The following is a 13,121-nucleotide window of genomic DNA, read 5'->3' on the forward strand; positions in this document are numbered from 1 at the left end:
CGCAAAAACCGGATACCCGCCCCTCAGTTACACACGACTCGCCCGGGGGAAACCGATTCCAACGACGCAAGCCAATGCCGAGATAGGACCGGAGCGGCAAAGATGCAAGCGATGCCTGTGGGCATCGCTTGCAAGTTTTTTCAGATCAGGCTGCCTGTACCGGCAGCTTGACGGAACCACCAGCCTTCTCGATCTTCGAGAGAGCCGACTTCGTGGCGTAAGCAACGTCCAGCGTAACCTTAGCGGTCAGCTCGCCGTTGCCGAGTACGCGAACGCCGTCCTTGGCGCGGCGGATAACGCCGGCCTCTACGAGAGCAGCAGCGTCGATCGTCTTGCCGGCGTCAAGCTTCTTGGCGTCGATGGCGGCCTGGATACGCTCCACGGTCACTTCGACGAAGTCACCGCGGAAAATGTTCACGAAACCGCGCTTCGGCAGGCGGCGGTAGATTGGCATCTGACCACCTTCGAAGCCGTTGATGGCGACACCCGAGCGGGACGACTGTCCCTTGACGCCGCGACCACCGGTCTTGCCGCTGCCGGAACCGATACCACGGCCGACGCGCTTGCGGGACTTGGTAGCGCCTTCAGAATCCCTGAGTTCGTTGAGCTTCATAGTCTTAATCCCGGATCTCTCAGGCCTCGTCGACAACGCGAACCAGGTGGCTCACGCTGGCGATCATACCACGGACGGAAGGAGTGTCTTCCAGGGTGGAACGGCGGTGCATCTTGTTCAGCCCCAGGCCGATCAGCGTCGCACGCTGTTCCTTGGGGCGGCGAATGGGGCTGCCGATCTGTTCGACGGTGACCGTCTTGCCCTTCTTGTTCTCTGCCATTTTCGTCATCCTCTACCAGCGGCTAGGTTGCCCTTGGGCAACGCCGCACGGATTGCCCTACTCTTCCGAACCAGCGGCAGCGCCGCGGCGCGCCTGCAGTACGGAGTACTTGATACCACGCTGTGCAGCGACATCCTTCGGATGCGCCTGACGCTTCAGAGCGTCGAAGGTGGCACGCACCATGTTGTAGGGGTTGGAGGAGCCGAGAGACTTCGAAACAACGTCCTGAACCCCGAGAACCTCGAAGACTGCGCGCATAGGACCACCGGCGATGATACCGGTACCAGCCTTGGCGGTGCGCAGCAGAACCTTACCAGCGCCGTGTGCGCCGTTAACGTCGTGGTGCAGCGTACGTCCCTCACGCAGCGGAACGAAAATCATGTCGCGCTTGGCAGCTTCCGTCGCCTTGCGGATAGCTTCCGGCACTTCACGTGCCTTGCCATGACCGAAGCCGACGCGACCCTTCTGGTCACCGACGACGACGAGTGCCGCGAAACCAAAACGGCGGCCGCCCTTGACCACCTTGGCAACACGGTTGATGTGGACCAGCTTGTCAACGAATTCGCTGTCGCGCTCTTCGCGCGGACGGCGATCGTCCTTACGTCCTTGCTGTTGTGCCATTGCCCTTTTCCTTGTTCTTTTCCGGAAGCACGGGTTGTTAAAGCATACTCCCGCGGTGCTTACAGCAACGCGGGAGGAATGAAAAGTTCAATTAGAACTGCAGACCGCCTTCGCGAGCTGCGTCTGCAAGAGCCTTCACGCGGCCGTGGTACAGGTAGGCACCGCGGTCGAAGACGACCTCGCTGACGCCCGCCTGCTTGGCGCGCTCAGCGAGGAGCTTGCCGACAGCAGCAGCTGCATCAACGTCGGCGCCGGTCTTCAGCGAGCTGCGAAGATCCTTGTCGAGAGTGGAAGCGGCAGCGAGCGTATGACCCTTCACATCGTCGATGAGCTGGGCATAGATGTTCTTCGAAGAACGGTAAACCGAAAGACGGACGCGGCCATTGGCCACCGACTTCAGCTTACGACGGACGCGCCCTGCGCGTCGCGTAACGGATACTTTCGACACCATGGCTAGATCCTTACTTCTTCTTGCCTTCCTTACGGACGATTACTTCGTCCGAGTACCGCACGCCCTTGCCCTTGTAAGGCTCTGGACCACGGTAAGCGCGGATTTCCGCAGCGACCTGGCCGACAACCTGCTTGTCGATACCGGTAACCACGATTTCCGTTGGCTTCGGCGTAGCAATCGTGATGCCCTGAGGGGCAACATAATTGACTTCGTGGCTGAAGCCCAGCGACAGAGCAAGCGTGTTGCCCTGCATCGCTGCACGATAACCAACGCCGCTGATCTCAAGCTTGCGCTCGAAACCGGTCTTGACGCCGTTGAGGATGTTCGAGATCTGGGTGCGGGTCATACCCCACTTCGAACGAGCATCCTTGGTTTCGTCACGCGGCGTAACAACCACGCCACCATTCTCAAGCTTTACAAGTACTTCTTCGGTAAAGACGAACTTTAGCTCGCCCTTCGGCCCCTTAGCCGTGATGGTCTGACCATCGATGGAAGCGGTCACGCTCTCCGGCACTGGAACCGGCTTTTTGCCAATTCGAGACATGTTATGCCCTCGTTCCTTCTACGTTTCCGCTAGATTAGAAAATCTTGCAGAGAACCTCTCCACCGACGTTCTTCTCACGAGCCTCATGGTCCGCCATAACGCCCTTCGGCGTCGAAAGGATGGCGATACCGAGACCGTTGCCGACGTGCGGAATGGTCTTTACCGACACGTAAACGCGGCGGCCAGGCTTCGAAACGCGGACGATCTCGCGGATAACGGACGCACCTTCGAAATACTTCAGCTCGATGTTGATCTCGGACTTGCCGTTACCATAATCGACCTGGCTGTAATCCCGAATGTAGCCTTCAGCCTTCAGAACATCCAGAACGCGAGCGCGCAGCTTGGAAGCCGGCGTCGTGACCGTGGACTTCTTACGGCCGAGTGCGTTGCGGATACGGGTCAGCATATCACCGATTGGATCATTAACAGACATCGGATGCCTCCCCTACCAGCTGGACTTGACAAGGCCTGGGATCAGGCCACGGTTACCAAGCTCACGAAGCGCGATACGCGACATCCCAAGCTCGCGGTAGTAAGCACGCGGACGACCCGTAACCTCACAGCGGTTGCGGATGCGAGTCTTCGACGAGTTGCGCGGAAGGGCAGCAAGCTGAAGCTGCGCCTTGAAGCGCTCTTCAATCGGCTTGCTCTTGTCCATGATGATAGCCTTGAGCGCGGCACGCTTTGCAGCGTAACGGCCTACCAGCTTCCGGCGCGCCTTGTTCTTCTCGACTGCGCTAATCTTTGCCATTTATAGCGTTCCTTCTACTCGCCTGCCGTTACTGCCGGAACGGGAAGTTAAAGGCCTTCAACAAGGCGCGAGCCTCGTCGTCGGTCTTAGCAGTCGTACAGACGATGACGTCCATTCCCCAGATCTGATCAACCTTGTCGTAGTTGATCTCCGGAAAAATAATGTGCTCCTTGATACCGAAGGCATAGTTGCCACGGCCATCGAAGCTCTTCGGGTTCAGACCACGGAAGTCGCGTACCCGAGGCAGAGCGATGTTCACCAGACGATCCAGGAACTCGTACATGCGGTCATGACGAAGCGTTACCTTCGCACCGATCGGCATGCCTTCACGAACCTTGAAGCCTGCAATCGACGTGCGCGCACGAGTAACGACGGCCTTCTGGCCGGCGATCAGCGACAGGTCTTCTGCAGCAACGGCCGGCTTCTTGGAATCGCCGGTTGCTTCACCAACGCCCATGTTCAGCACGATCTTGTCGAGGCGAGGAAGCTCCATGACGTTCTTGTACTGGAACGCCTCGGTCAGCTCTTTGCGAACAACGTCTTCGTAGTGGGCCTTCAGACGGGCCTTGTATTCGGTGTTAGCCATCGATCACTTCTCCTGAGCGCTTGGCCACACGTACCTTCTTGCCGTCCTCGAGAACGCGGAAACCAACGCGGGTCGGCTTGCCGTCCTTCGGGTCAACCAGAGCCAGGTTGGAGACGTGAATTGGCGCTTCCTTGGTGATGATACCAGCTTCGGTCTGGGCGCTCTGCTTCTGGTGACGACGCACCAGGTTCACGCCACGAACGACGGCCTTGTCGTCCTTCGGCATCATCTTAACGATTTCGCCCGTGCGGCCCTTATCGCGACCGGTGAGCACGACGACCTTGTCGCCTGTCTTAATCTTTTGCATCCATCCGGCTCCTACAGCACTTCCGGCGCCAGGGAAATGATCTTCATGTGGTTCTTGGCGCGAAGTTCACGCGGAACCGGTCCGAAGATACGGGTGCCGATTGGTTCTTTCTTGTTGTCGACAAGAACGGCAGCGTTCGTATCGAAGCGGATGACGCTCCCGTCCGGACGACGGATGTCCTTGGCGGTGCGAACGACTACCGCCTTCATTACGTCACCCTTCTTTACGCGGCCGCGCGGAATGGCTTCCTTCACGGAGACGACGATGATGTCTCCGACCGAAGCATACTTCCGCTTCGAGCCGCCAAGCACTTTGATGCACATGACACGACGGGCGCCGGAATTATCCGCCACGTCGAGGTTTGTTTGCATCTGAATCATGATGGCCGCCTTCTTATAATAATGGCGAGAAGCAGCACGTCAGGCTGCTTCCCTTCAACTTAAACCCAATCAGGCCGTAGCCTGAGTCTGGTTCTCAATCACCACCCAGTTCTTGTCCTTCGAAATCGGACGAGATTCCTGGATCGAGACGATGTCACCGATCTTGCATGCGTTGTTTTCGTCGTGCGCCTTGTACTTCTTCGAACGGCGCACGGTCTTCTTAAGCAACGGGTGCGTGAAACGACGCTCGACGCGAACGACAACAGTCTTGTCGCTCTTGTCGCTCACCACGGTGCCCTGCAGAACGCGCTTTGGCATTTTTATCCTCAGGCTTTGCTGCCGACCGATTTCTCGGCCAGGATTGTACGAATGCGCGCAATGTCACGACGAATCTCTCGCACACGCGCGGTTTTTTCGAGCTGCCCAGTAGCCTTCTGGAAACGAAGGTTGAACTGCTCTTTCTTGAGGTTCGCCAGCTGTTCGTCGAGCTGGTCAGGGGTCTGGGACCTGATATCTGCGGCCTTCATAATGCCCTCTCCTACTCTACGATGCGCTGCACAAAGCGCGTCTTGATCGGAAGCTTCGCGGCACCGAGGCGAAGGGCCTCCTGTGCGATTTCCAAATCAACGCCATCGATCTCAAACATGATGCGGCCCGGCTTAACGCGGCACGCCCAAAAGTCAACAGATCCTTTTCCCTTACCCATGCGGACTTCGGTAGGCTTCGAAGTGACCGGAACATCAGGAAATACGCGGATCCAGACCCTTCCCTGGCGCTTCATCTGGCGGGTAATTGCACGACGGGCCGCTTCAATCTGTCGCGCCGTTACGCGCTCTGGCTCGAGGGCTTTGAGGCCAAATGAACCGAAGTTCAGATCCGTGCCGCCCTTGGAGACGCCATGAATGCGCCCCTTGAACTGCTTACGGAATTTCGTGCGCTTTGGTTGCAGCATTTTCTTCTACCTCAAATCCCGGCTCAGGCGTTCTCGCGACGACGCTGACCACCACCACTGCCGGTCGCATCGTTTTCACTGTTGCGACGCTCGGATGCAAACGGGTCATGCTCAAGGATCTCGCCCTTGAAAACCCAGACCTTCACACCGCAGATGCCGTAAGCTGTGTTAGCTTCAGCCGTGCCGTAGTCAATGTCAGCGCGCAGCGTGTGCAGCGGCACGCGGCCTTCACGGTACCACTCGGTACGAGCGATTTCCGCGCCGCCAAGACGACCGGCGCAGTTGATACGGATGCCCTCGGCACCGAGACGCATTGCAGACTGAACTGCACGCTTCATCGCACGGCGGAAAGCGACGCGACGCTCGAGCTGCTGGGTGATCGACTGAGCGATCAGCTTGGCATCAACTTCGGGCTTGCGCACTTCAACGATGTTGAGGTGCACTTCGCTCTCGGTCATCGAACCGATCTTCTTGCGCAGCTTCTCGATGTCCGCACCCTTCTTGCCGATGATCAGGCCAGGACGGGCAGCGTGGATCGTGACGCGGCAGTTCTTGTGCGGGCGCTCGATGACAACCTTGGAGATCGCAGCCTGCTTGAGCTCACGCTCGATGTATTCGCGGATCTTCAGGTCTTCATGAAGCAGCTTGGAATACTCGCCCTTGTTGGCGTACCAGCGAGAGTCCCACGTACGGTTGATGCCGAGGCGCAGACCGATTGGATTAACTTTGTGACCCATCAGGCGGCCTCCTCAACTTCGCGCACCACTATGGTAAGATGCGAATAGGGCTTCTCGATGCGGTTCGCACGACCACGACCGCGAGCGTTGAAACGCTTCATGACAATCGACTTGCCGACATAGGCCTCAGCCACCACCAGCGCGTCCACATCAAGGTTGTGGTTGTTTTCTGCGTTGGCAATTGCCGACTCGAGCGTCTTCTTTACGGTTCCTGCAATCCGCTTGCGCGAGAATTCCAGGTCAGCGAGCGCGCTCGACACCTTCTTGCCACGGATAAGCGCGGCGACAAGGTTCAGCTTCTGAGGGCTGACGCGGATCGTGCGCAGTACTGCACGGGCCTCGTTGTCCTTGAGCCTGCGTGGCGCTTTGGCCTTGCTCATGGTTACTTCCTCTTTGCCTTCTTGTCCGCGCCGTGGCCGTAGTACGTACGGGTCGGGGCGAATTCACCGAACTTGTGGCCCACCATCTCTTCCGAGACGTTGACCGGGATGTGCTTCTGGCCGTTGTAAACGCCGAAAGTCAGCCCGACGAACTGGGGCAGAATAGTGGAGCGACGGCTCCAGATCTTGATAACGTCCTTACGTCCGCTCTCGCGAGCCTTCTCGGCTTTGCTGAGCATGAAGCCGTCGACGAAGGGGCCTTTCCAGACTGAACGGGACACGGTTCCCTTACCTTTCTTTATGCCTTGCGCTGATGACGCGAGCGCATGATGAACTTATCGGTCGCCTTATTGGAGCGGGTCTTGCGGCCCTTCGTGGGCTTGCCCCAAGGCGTAACGGGATGACGGCCACCAGAAGTGCGACCTTCACCACCGCCGTGCGGATGGTCGACCGGGTTCATGGTAACGCCGCGGTTATGCGGACGCTTACCCAGCCAGCGCTGACGACCAGCCTTGCCGAGCTTGATGTTGGCGTGGTCCGGGTTGGACACGGCACCAACAGTCGCCAGGCAGGCGCCGGGTACGAGGCGCTGCTCGCCCGAGTTCAGGCGCAGGATTGCCATTCCGCCGTCACGACCTACGAGCTGTGCGTAGGCGCCTGCGGAACGGGCGATCTGACCGCCCTTGCCTGGTTTCAGCTCGACGTTGTGAACGATCGTGCCCACCGGGATCGACGCAAGCGGCATTGCATTGCCGGGCTTTACGTCCGCACCCTTGCTGGAGGAAACGACGCGGTCACCAGCAGCCAGACGCTGCGGAGCCAGGATGTAGCTGACCTCACCGTCCTCGTAGCGAACGAGTGCGATGAATGCCGAACGATTCGGATCGTACTCGAGGCGTTCAACAGTGGCGGCCATATCGAACTTGTTGCGCTTAAAGTCAACAAGGCGATAGCTGCGCTTGTGACCACCACCCTGGAAACGGGCGGTAACGCGGCCGTAGTTGTTGCGGCCGCCCTTGCTCGTCAGGCCGACGGTCAAGCCCTTGACGGGCTTGCCCTTGTAGAGGCCGGAGCGGTCAACGATGACCAGCTGGCGCTGACCGGGGGTAACCGGCTTATAATGCTTAAGTGCCATATTCCCTTCCTCGCGCCTTAGAGACCGGTCGCAACGTCGATGGAATGGCCTTCAGCCAGCGTAACGATCGCCTTCTTGACGTCGCTCTGCTTGCCGATGGTGCCGCGGAACCGCTTCACCTTGCCCTTCCGGACCAACGTATTGACGCTCGCAACCTTGACGTTGAACAGCGCTTCGACGGCCGCCTTGATTTCCGGCTTGGAAGCCTTGCGGGCCACATTGAAGACGACCTGGTTGAATTCCGAGGCCATCGTAGACTTTTCGGTGATCGCGGGGCTCACGATCACGTCGTAATGGCGAAGATCCGTCATTTGAACCGCTCCTCGAGTGCTGCAACAGCAGCCTTGGAAAGGACCAGCGTGCCGCGGCGAAGAATGTCGTAAACGTTGATGCCCTGGATTGGCAGCACATCAATGTTCGGGATGTTGGCAGCAGCGCGCTGGAAGCCGGCGTCGATCTCGGTGCCGCCGATAACCAGAGCATTGGCCAGGCCGAGCTTTGCGAGGTTCTCAACGAGAACCTTCGTCTTGGCATCCTGGAGCAGCAGGTCGTCGACAACAATCAGGTTCGCAGCCTTGGCCTTGGCGGAAAGCGCATGACGCAGACCAAGCGCCCTCACCTTCTTCGGCAGGTCGTGCTCGTGGCTCCGGGCAACCGGTCCATGAGCCTTACCACCGCCGCGGAACTGAGGTGCACGAGCAGACGAGTGACGGGCGCGGCCCGTACCCTTCTGACGGTACATCTTGGCGCCGGTGCGAGCGATGTCCGCACGGCCCTTTGCAGCGTGCGTGCCCTGCTGGCGCTTTGCGAGCTGCCAGCGAACGACGCGGTGGAGAATGTCTTCGCGGGGATCCAGACCGAAGATCTCCTCAGAGACCGTCAGCTTTCCGGCATCCTCACCCGCAAGGGTTGTTACCTTAAGATCCATTATTCAGCCCCTTCGCTGGCGGCGGCTTCAACAGCCTTGGCGTTATTGTTGCCAGCAACGCGGATTGCACCAGGAAGCGGGGCATCCTTGGGCAGCGGTACCTTGACGGCGTCGCTGACCATGATCCAGGCTCCCTTCGATCCCGGCACTGCGCCGCGAACGAAAATCAGGCCACGCTCGATATCCGTCGAGACAACTTCAAGGTTCTGGGTGGTTACGCGGGTTGCACCCATGTGACCAGCCATCTTCTTGTTCTTGAAGACCTTGCCCGGATCCTGACGCTGACCGGTCGAACCGTGCGAACGGTGCGAGACCGAGTTACCATGGGATGCACGGCCGCCACCGAAGTTGTGGCGCTTCATGACACCCTGGAAGCCCTTACCGACTGACGTGCCGGTTACATCCACCTTCTGGCCTGCAACAAAGTGGTCAGCAGTAATTTCCGCGCCCACCTCGATGAGGTTTTCCGGAGAAACCCGGAACTCCGCAATCTTAGCCTTCGGCTCAACGGAGGCTACAGCGAAATGACCACGCAGAGCCTTCGACGTATTCTTTACCTTGGCAAGACCAACGCCAAGCTGAACAGCCGTATAGCCGTTCTTTTCCTGGGTGCGGTGTGCCACGACCTGGCAATTTTCCATGCGCAGAACCGTGACGGGGATGTGCTCGCCCGCATCGTTATAAACGCGCGTCATCCCGATCTTCTGTGCGATAACACCTGAACGCATCGGTTCGGTTTCCTTTCAGGTTACCCGCTGGCTATTCACCAATGGCGGGTCCTAACATCTTCCGCCTTAAAGCTTAATCTCGACATTCACACCAGCGGCGAGATCGAGCTTCATCAGCGCGTCCACCGTCTGGGGAGTCGGATCAACGATGTCGAGAAGACGCTTGTGCGTGCGCCGCTCGAACTGCTCACGGCTCTTCTTATCAACGTGCGGGGACCGGTTGACTGTAAACTTACCGATGTTGGTCGGCAGAGGGATCGGTCCCCGGACCTGGGCGCCCGTGCGCTTCGCAGTAGAAACGATTTCGCGCGTCGAAGCATCGAGTACGCGATGGTCGTTTCCTTTGAGGCGGATACGGATTTTTTGCCTGCTCATTTTTTCGTTCCTTATCCAGCTCGCGGCGCGGACACTTCCGCGCCGCAACCCGAGATCCAGCCTCTTTACTCGCTAATGCTTGCCACGATACCGGCGCCGACGGTGCGGCCGCCTTCGCGGATAGCGAAGCGCAGGCGCTCTTCCATCGCGATCGGCACGATCAGCGTCACGTCCATGGTGATGTTGTCACCAGGCATGACCATCTCGACGCCTTCCGGCAGTTCGCAAACGCCGGTCACGTCCGTCGTGCGGAAGTAGAACTGCGGACGGTAGTTGGTGAAGAACGGCGTGTGACGGCCACCCTCTTCCTTCGTCAGGATGTAGGCTTCAGCCTTGAACTTCGTGTGCGGCTTGACCGAACCCGGCTTGCACAGAACCTGACCGCGCTCAACGTCCTCACGGCCGATACCGCGGATCAGAGCACCGATGTTGTCGCCAGCCTGGCCCTGGTCGAGCAGCTTGCGGAACATTTCAACGCCGGTAACCGTCGTCTTGCCGGTCGGGCGGATGCCGACGATCTCGACTTCTTCACCAACCTTGATGATGCCGCGCTCAACACGACCCGTGACAACCGTACCACGGCCCGAGATCGAGAACACGTCTTCGATCGGCATCAGGAACGGCAGGTCAACCGGACGCTCAGGCGTCGGGATGTAGCTGTCGACAGCGTCCATCAGGGCGCGAACTGCGTCTTCACCGAGCTCCTTGTTGGAGTCTTCGAGAGCAGCCAGAGCCGAACCCTTGATGACCGGAATGTCGTCGCCCGGGAATTCGTACTTCGACAGAAGCTCACGAACTTCCATTTCAACGAGCTCGAGCAGCTCGGCATCGTCAACCTGGTCGCACTTGTTCAGGAACACGACCAGCGCCGGAACACCAACCTGGCGAGCGAGCAGGATGTGCTCGCGGGTCTGCGGCATCGGGCCGTCAGCAGCCGAAACCACCAGGATCGCGCCGTCCATCTGGGCAGCACCGGTGATCATGTTCTTCACGTAGTCGGCGTGGCCGGGGCAGTCGACGTGTGCGTAGTGACGGTTGGCCGTCTCGTACTCGACGTGCGACGTGTTGATGGTGATACCACGAGCCTTCTCTTCCGGCGCGTTGTCGATCTGGTCGTACGCGCGGAAGTCACCGAAGTACTTCGTGATCGCCGCCGTCAGCGACGTCTTGCCGTGGTCAACGTGACCAATCGTGCCAATGTTCACATGCGGCTTATTGCGCTCAAATTTACCTTTAGCCATGTGACTTCTCCGTTAGCTTTTGCCTGTACAGGACTTTATTTCTGTTGCGCCCTGACGGGCAATCACGCGAACTTCTTCTGGATTTCCTGGGCCACAGCGGTCGGCACAGGCTCATAATGATCGAACAGCATGGTGTACTGTGCACGGCCCTGCGACATAGAGCGCAGATTGTCCACGTACTTGAACATGTTCGCCAGCGGAACCATGGCATTCACCACCACGGCGATACCGCGGGTCTCCTGACCCTGGATCTGACCGCGACGAGAATTCAGGTCGCCAATGACGTTGCCGACGTAGTCCTCAGGAGTGACGACTTCGACCTTCATGATCGGCTCGAGCAGCTGAGCACCGGCCTTCTGCGCACCCTCACGGAATGCAGCGCGGGCCGCGATTTCGAACGCGAGAACCGACGAGTCAACATCGTGATAGGCACCGTCGATGAGGGTCGCCTTGACGCCGAGCATCGGGAAGCCAGCGATCGGACCGGAAGACAGAACGCTTTCGATACCCTTCTGAACGCCGGGGATGTATTCCTTCGGAACCGAACCACCAACGACCTTGCTCTCGAAGACGAAATCTTCGCCGTCCGGGTTTGGCTCGAACACGATCTTGACGCGAGCGAACTGACCCGAACCACCGGTCTGCTTCTTGTGCGTGTAGTCGATTTCCGCCTGGCGGGTAATCGTCTCACGGTAAGCAACCTGCGGAGCACCAACAGTCGCCTCGACCTTGAATTCGCGACGCATACGGTCGACGATGATGTCGAGGTGCAGTTCGCCCATGCCGGCGATGATGGTCTGGCCGGTTTCCTCGTCAGACTTCACGCGGAAGGAAGGATCCTCAGCAGCCAGACGGTTGAGCGCGAGGCCCATCTTTTCCTGGTCGGCCTTGGTCTTCGGCTCGATCGCGATCTGGATAACCGGATCAGGGAACTCCATGCGCTCCAGAATAACCGGGTGCAGCGGATCACAAAGCGTATCGCCCGTGGTCGTTTCCTTGAGGCCAGCCAGAGCAACGATGTCGCCGGCGAATGCTTCTTCGATATCCTCACGGGAGTTCGAATGCATCTGCAGCATACGGCCGATGCGCTCGCGCTTGCCCTTGACGGTGTTTTCGACCGAAACGCCCTTCTTGAGGACACCGGAGTAAATGCGGGCGAACGTCAGCGAACCAACGAACGGATCGTTCATGATCTTGAACGCCAGCATGGACAGCGGTGCTTCGTCGGACGATGCACGGGTCGTCTCTTCCTCGGTCTTCGCGTCGATACCCTTGATTGCAGGGACATCTACCGGCGAAGGCAGGAAATCGACAACAGCGTCGAGCAGAGGCTGTACGCCCTTGTTCTTGAACGCGGTACCGCAAAGAACCGGGTGGAACTTAACTTCGATGGTGCCCTTGCGGATAAGGCGGCGAAGTTCGTCGTTCGACGGAACGTTACCCTCGAGATAAGCTTCGAGAGCAGCTTCGTCCATTTCGACGGCAGCCTCGATCATCTTCTCGCGGTATTCTTCAGCCTTGTCCTTCAGGTCAGCCGGGATCTCTACGACATCCCACTGAGCACCGAGGGTCTCATCGCGCCAGACCAGCGCGTTCATTTCGATGAGGTCGATGACGCCCTTGAACTCGTTCTCGGCGCCGATCGGGAGCTGGATAGCAACACCCGTCGCACCAAGACGCGAACCGATCATCTCAAGGCAGCGGTAGAAGTCAGCGCCCGTCTTGTCCATCTTGTTGCAGAAGATCATGCGCGGAACATGATACTTTTCTGCCTGACGCCAAACGGTTTCCGTCTGCGGCTCAACACCTGCGTTGGAGTCCAGCAGCGCAATCGCACCGTCGAGAACGCGCAGCGAACGCTCGACTTCGATGGTGAAGTCAACGTGTCCAGGCGTGTCGATGATGTTGAAGCGGCGCTTCTTGCCGTCACGACCCTGCCAGAAGGTGGTCGTAGCAGCAGACGTGATCGTGATCCCGCGCTCCTGCTCCTGCTCCATCCAGTCCATCGTGGCCGCGCCGTCATGGACTTCGCCGATCTTGTGCGACTTACCGGTGTAATAAAGGATACGCTCGGTCGTCGTCGTCTTACCGGCATCAATGTGAGCCATGATACCGAAGTTACGATAATCTTCGAGCTTATATTCGCGGGCCATCGTCTTTACCTCTAATTCC

Annotated in this window: 23 protein-coding genes; all 23 read right to left on the bottom strand. The window is 58.7% G+C overall.

Translation table 11 applies throughout. The features are described from left to right. Nucleotides 1-145 precede the first annotated feature (145 nt). The 23 genes from rplO to fusA all read right to left on the bottom strand — a co-directional run bounded on the left by rplO (nt 146) and on the right by fusA (nt 13,102). Nucleotides 146-613: a 50S ribosomal protein L15 gene (gene rplO / locus IEX27_RS03050; protein ID WP_188719443.1), complete on the bottom strand. Its 468-nt coding sequence runs from the start codon at nt 611-613 to the stop codon at nt 146-148. Nucleotides 614-632: 19 nt separating this feature from the next. After that, on the bottom strand, nt 633-833 hold the full coding sequence (gene rpmD, locus IEX27_RS03055) for a 50S ribosomal protein L30 (RefSeq protein WP_188719444.1): 201 nt from the start codon (nt 831-833) through the stop codon (nt 633-635). Nucleotides 834-890: 57 nt separating this feature from the next. After that, a complete protein-coding gene (rpsE, locus tag IEX27_RS03060; RefSeq protein ID WP_188719445.1) occupies nt 891-1,454 on the bottom strand; it encodes a 30S ribosomal protein S5 in 564 nt (187 codons plus the stop codon). Between the two features lie 91 nt (nt 1,455-1,545). After that, a complete protein-coding gene (rplR, locus tag IEX27_RS03065; protein ID WP_188719446.1) occupies nt 1,546-1,905 on the bottom strand; it encodes a 50S ribosomal protein L18 in 360 nt (119 codons plus the stop codon). Nucleotides 1,906-1,915: 10 nt separating this feature from the next. Beyond that, entirely contained in the window at nt 1,916-2,449 is a 534-nt protein-coding gene (gene rplF, locus IEX27_RS03070) for a 50S ribosomal protein L6 (RefSeq protein ID WP_188719447.1), read from the bottom strand. Nucleotides 2,450-2,483: 34 nt separating this feature from the next. Continuing rightward, complete coding sequence (rpsH, locus tag IEX27_RS03075; protein WP_188719448.1) at nt 2,484-2,882, bottom strand: 30S ribosomal protein S8; 399 nt, start codon at nt 2,880-2,882, stop codon at nt 2,484-2,486. Nucleotides 2,883-2,894: 12 nt separating this feature from the next. Further along, a complete protein-coding gene (gene rpsN, locus IEX27_RS03080) occupies nt 2,895-3,200 on the bottom strand; it encodes a 30S ribosomal protein S14 (protein WP_188719449.1) in 306 nt (101 codons plus the stop codon). A gap of 28 nt (nt 3,201-3,228) precedes the next feature. Further along, nucleotides 3,229-3,786: a 50S ribosomal protein L5 gene (gene rplE / locus IEX27_RS03085; protein WP_188719450.1), complete on the bottom strand. Its 558-nt coding sequence runs from the start codon at nt 3,784-3,786 to the stop codon at nt 3,229-3,231. Then, on the bottom strand, nt 3,779-4,093 hold the full coding sequence (gene rplX, locus IEX27_RS03090) for a 50S ribosomal protein L24 (RefSeq protein ID WP_188719451.1): 315 nt from the start codon (nt 4,091-4,093) through the stop codon (nt 3,779-3,781). The genes rplE and rplX overlap by 8 nt, the downstream gene beginning before the upstream one ends. Before the next feature lie 11 nt (nt 4,094-4,104). After that, nucleotides 4,105-4,473 carry a 50S ribosomal protein L14 gene (rplN, locus tag IEX27_RS03095; RefSeq protein ID WP_188719452.1) on the bottom strand — a complete coding sequence of 123 codons (369 nt, stop codon included), beginning with the start codon at nt 4,471-4,473 and terminating at the stop codon, nt 4,105-4,107. A gap of 69 nt (nt 4,474-4,542) precedes the next feature. After that, nucleotides 4,543-4,791, bottom strand: a complete 249-nt coding sequence (rpsQ, locus tag IEX27_RS03100) for a 30S ribosomal protein S17 (RefSeq protein ID WP_188719453.1) — start codon at nt 4,789-4,791, stop codon at nt 4,543-4,545. 8 nt (nt 4,792-4,799) lie between these two features. Next, on the bottom strand, nt 4,800-5,000 hold the full coding sequence (gene rpmC, locus IEX27_RS03105) for a 50S ribosomal protein L29 (protein ID WP_188719454.1): 201 nt from the start codon (nt 4,998-5,000) through the stop codon (nt 4,800-4,802). A gap of 11 nt (nt 5,001-5,011) precedes the next feature. Further along, complete coding sequence (gene rplP, locus IEX27_RS03110) at nt 5,012-5,425, bottom strand: 50S ribosomal protein L16 (protein ID WP_188719455.1); 414 nt, start codon at nt 5,423-5,425, stop codon at nt 5,012-5,014. 23 nt (nt 5,426-5,448) lie between these two features. Further along, nucleotides 5,449-6,162 (bottom strand): 30S ribosomal protein S3, encoded by a 714-nt coding sequence (rpsC, locus tag IEX27_RS03115; protein WP_188719456.1) that lies wholly within the window; start codon nt 6,160-6,162, stop codon nt 5,449-5,451. Next, nucleotides 6,162-6,542 carry a 50S ribosomal protein L22 gene (rplV, locus tag IEX27_RS03120; protein WP_188719457.1) on the bottom strand — a complete coding sequence of 127 codons (381 nt, stop codon included), beginning with the start codon at nt 6,540-6,542 and terminating at the stop codon, nt 6,162-6,164. The genes rpsC and rplV overlap by 1 nt, the downstream gene beginning before the upstream one ends. A 2-nt stretch (nt 6,543-6,544) precedes the next feature. Beyond that, on the bottom strand, nt 6,545-6,823 hold the full coding sequence (rpsS, locus tag IEX27_RS03125) for a 30S ribosomal protein S19 (protein ID WP_188719458.1): 279 nt from the start codon (nt 6,821-6,823) through the stop codon (nt 6,545-6,547). A gap of 17 nt (nt 6,824-6,840) precedes the next feature. Next, entirely contained in the window at nt 6,841-7,677 is an 837-nt protein-coding gene (rplB, locus tag IEX27_RS03130; RefSeq protein WP_188719459.1) for a 50S ribosomal protein L2, read from the bottom strand. A 17-nt stretch (nt 7,678-7,694) separates the two neighbouring features. Then, nucleotides 7,695-7,988: a 50S ribosomal protein L23 gene (locus IEX27_RS03135; protein WP_188719460.1), complete on the bottom strand. Its 294-nt coding sequence runs from the start codon at nt 7,986-7,988 to the stop codon at nt 7,695-7,697. Next, complete coding sequence (gene rplD, locus IEX27_RS03140; protein ID WP_188719461.1) at nt 7,985-8,605, bottom strand: 50S ribosomal protein L4; 621 nt, start codon at nt 8,603-8,605, stop codon at nt 7,985-7,987. The genes IEX27_RS03135 and rplD overlap by 4 nt, the downstream gene beginning before the upstream one ends. Then, nucleotides 8,605-9,333 carry a 50S ribosomal protein L3 gene (rplC, locus tag IEX27_RS03145; protein WP_188719462.1) on the bottom strand — a complete coding sequence of 243 codons (729 nt, stop codon included), beginning with the start codon at nt 9,331-9,333 and terminating at the stop codon, nt 8,605-8,607. Before rplC ends, rplD begins: the two co-directional genes overlap by 1 nt. Before the next feature lie 66 nt (nt 9,334-9,399). Beyond that, the gene (gene rpsJ, locus IEX27_RS03150; RefSeq protein ID WP_188719463.1) at nt 9,400-9,708 is read right to left on the bottom strand and encodes a 30S ribosomal protein S10; all 309 of its coding nucleotides are present in this window, start codon (nt 9,706-9,708) and stop codon (nt 9,400-9,402) included. 65 nt (nt 9,709-9,773) lie between these two features. Next, on the bottom strand, nt 9,774-10,949 hold the full coding sequence (gene tuf, locus IEX27_RS03155; protein ID WP_188719464.1) for an elongation factor Tu: 1,176 nt from the start codon (nt 10,947-10,949) through the stop codon (nt 9,774-9,776). A 62-nt stretch (nt 10,950-11,011) separates the two neighbouring features. Next, on the bottom strand, nt 11,012-13,102 hold the full coding sequence (gene fusA, locus IEX27_RS03160; protein WP_188719465.1) for an elongation factor G: 2,091 nt from the start codon (nt 13,100-13,102) through the stop codon (nt 11,012-11,014). Nucleotides 13,103-13,121: the final 19 nt, after the last annotated feature.

Source organism: Nitratireductor aestuarii (genome assembly GCF_014641695.1).
GTDB lineage: Bacteria > Pseudomonadota > Alphaproteobacteria > Rhizobiales > Rhizobiaceae > Chelativorans > Chelativorans aestuarii.

What these genes read in the sequence shown, in the direction of transcription:
- rplO (WP_188719443.1), bottom strand. Translation starts at nt 613, where the DNA reads ATGAAGCTCAACGAACTCAGGGATTCTGAAGGCGCTACCAAGTCCCGC.
- rpmD (WP_188719444.1), bottom strand. Translation starts at nt 833, where the DNA reads ATGGCAGAGAACAAGAAGGGCAAGACGGTCACCGTCGAACAGATCGGC.
- rpsE (WP_188719445.1), bottom strand. Translation starts at nt 1,454, where the DNA reads ATGGCACAACAGCAAGGACGTAAGGACGATCGCCGTCCGCGCGAAGAG.
- rplR (WP_188719446.1), bottom strand. Translation starts at nt 1,905, where the DNA reads ATGGTGTCGAAAGTATCCGTTACGCGACGCGCAGGGCGCGTCCGTCGT.
- rplF (WP_188719447.1), bottom strand. Translation starts at nt 2,449, where the DNA reads ATGTCTCGAATTGGCAAAAAGCCGGTTCCAGTGCCGGAGAGCGTGACC.
- rpsH (WP_188719448.1), bottom strand. Translation starts at nt 2,882, where the DNA reads ATGTCTGTTAATGATCCAATCGGTGATATGCTGACCCGTATCCGCAAC.
- rpsN (WP_188719449.1), bottom strand. Translation starts at nt 3,200, where the DNA reads ATGGCAAAGATTAGCGCAGTCGAGAAGAACAAGGCGCGCCGGAAGCTG.
- rplE (WP_188719450.1), bottom strand. Translation starts at nt 3,786, where the DNA reads ATGGCTAACACCGAATACAAGGCCCGTCTGAAGGCCCACTACGAAGAC.
- rplX (WP_188719451.1), bottom strand. Translation starts at nt 4,093, where the DNA reads ATGCAAAAGATTAAGACAGGCGACAAGGTCGTCGTGCTCACCGGTCGC.
- rplN (WP_188719452.1), bottom strand. Translation starts at nt 4,473, where the DNA reads ATGATTCAGATGCAAACAAACCTCGACGTGGCGGATAATTCCGGCGCC.
- rpsQ (WP_188719453.1), bottom strand. Translation starts at nt 4,791, where the DNA reads ATGCCAAAGCGCGTTCTGCAGGGCACCGTGGTGAGCGACAAGAGCGAC.
- rpmC (WP_188719454.1), bottom strand. Translation starts at nt 5,000, where the DNA reads ATGAAGGCCGCAGATATCAGGTCCCAGACCCCTGACCAGCTCGACGAA.
- rplP (WP_188719455.1), bottom strand. Translation starts at nt 5,425, where the DNA reads ATGCTGCAACCAAAGCGCACGAAATTCCGTAAGCAGTTCAAGGGGCGC.
- rpsC (WP_188719456.1), bottom strand. Translation starts at nt 6,162, where the DNA reads ATGGGTCACAAAGTTAATCCAATCGGTCTGCGCCTCGGCATCAACCGT.
- rplV (WP_188719457.1), bottom strand. Translation starts at nt 6,542, where the DNA reads ATGAGCAAGGCCAAAGCGCCACGCAGGCTCAAGGACAACGAGGCCCGT.
- rplB (WP_188719459.1), bottom strand. Translation starts at nt 7,677, where the DNA reads ATGGCACTTAAGCATTATAAGCCGGTTACCCCCGGTCAGCGCCAGCTG.
- IEX27_RS03135 (WP_188719460.1), bottom strand. Translation starts at nt 7,988, where the DNA reads ATGACGGATCTTCGCCATTACGACGTGATCGTGAGCCCCGCGATCACC.
- rplD (WP_188719461.1), bottom strand. Translation starts at nt 8,605, where the DNA reads ATGGATCTTAAGGTAACAACCCTTGCGGGTGAGGATGCCGGAAAGCTG.
- rplC (WP_188719462.1), bottom strand. Translation starts at nt 9,333, where the DNA reads ATGCGTTCAGGTGTTATCGCACAGAAGATCGGGATGACGCGCGTTTAT.
- rpsJ (WP_188719463.1), bottom strand. Translation starts at nt 9,708, where the DNA reads ATGAGCAGGCAAAAAATCCGTATCCGCCTCAAAGGAAACGACCATCGC.
- tuf (WP_188719464.1), bottom strand. Translation starts at nt 10,949, where the DNA reads ATGGCTAAAGGTAAATTTGAGCGCAATAAGCCGCATGTGAACATTGGC.
- fusA (WP_188719465.1), bottom strand. Translation starts at nt 13,102, where the DNA reads ATGGCCCGCGAATATAAGCTCGAAGATTATCGTAACTTCGGTATCATG.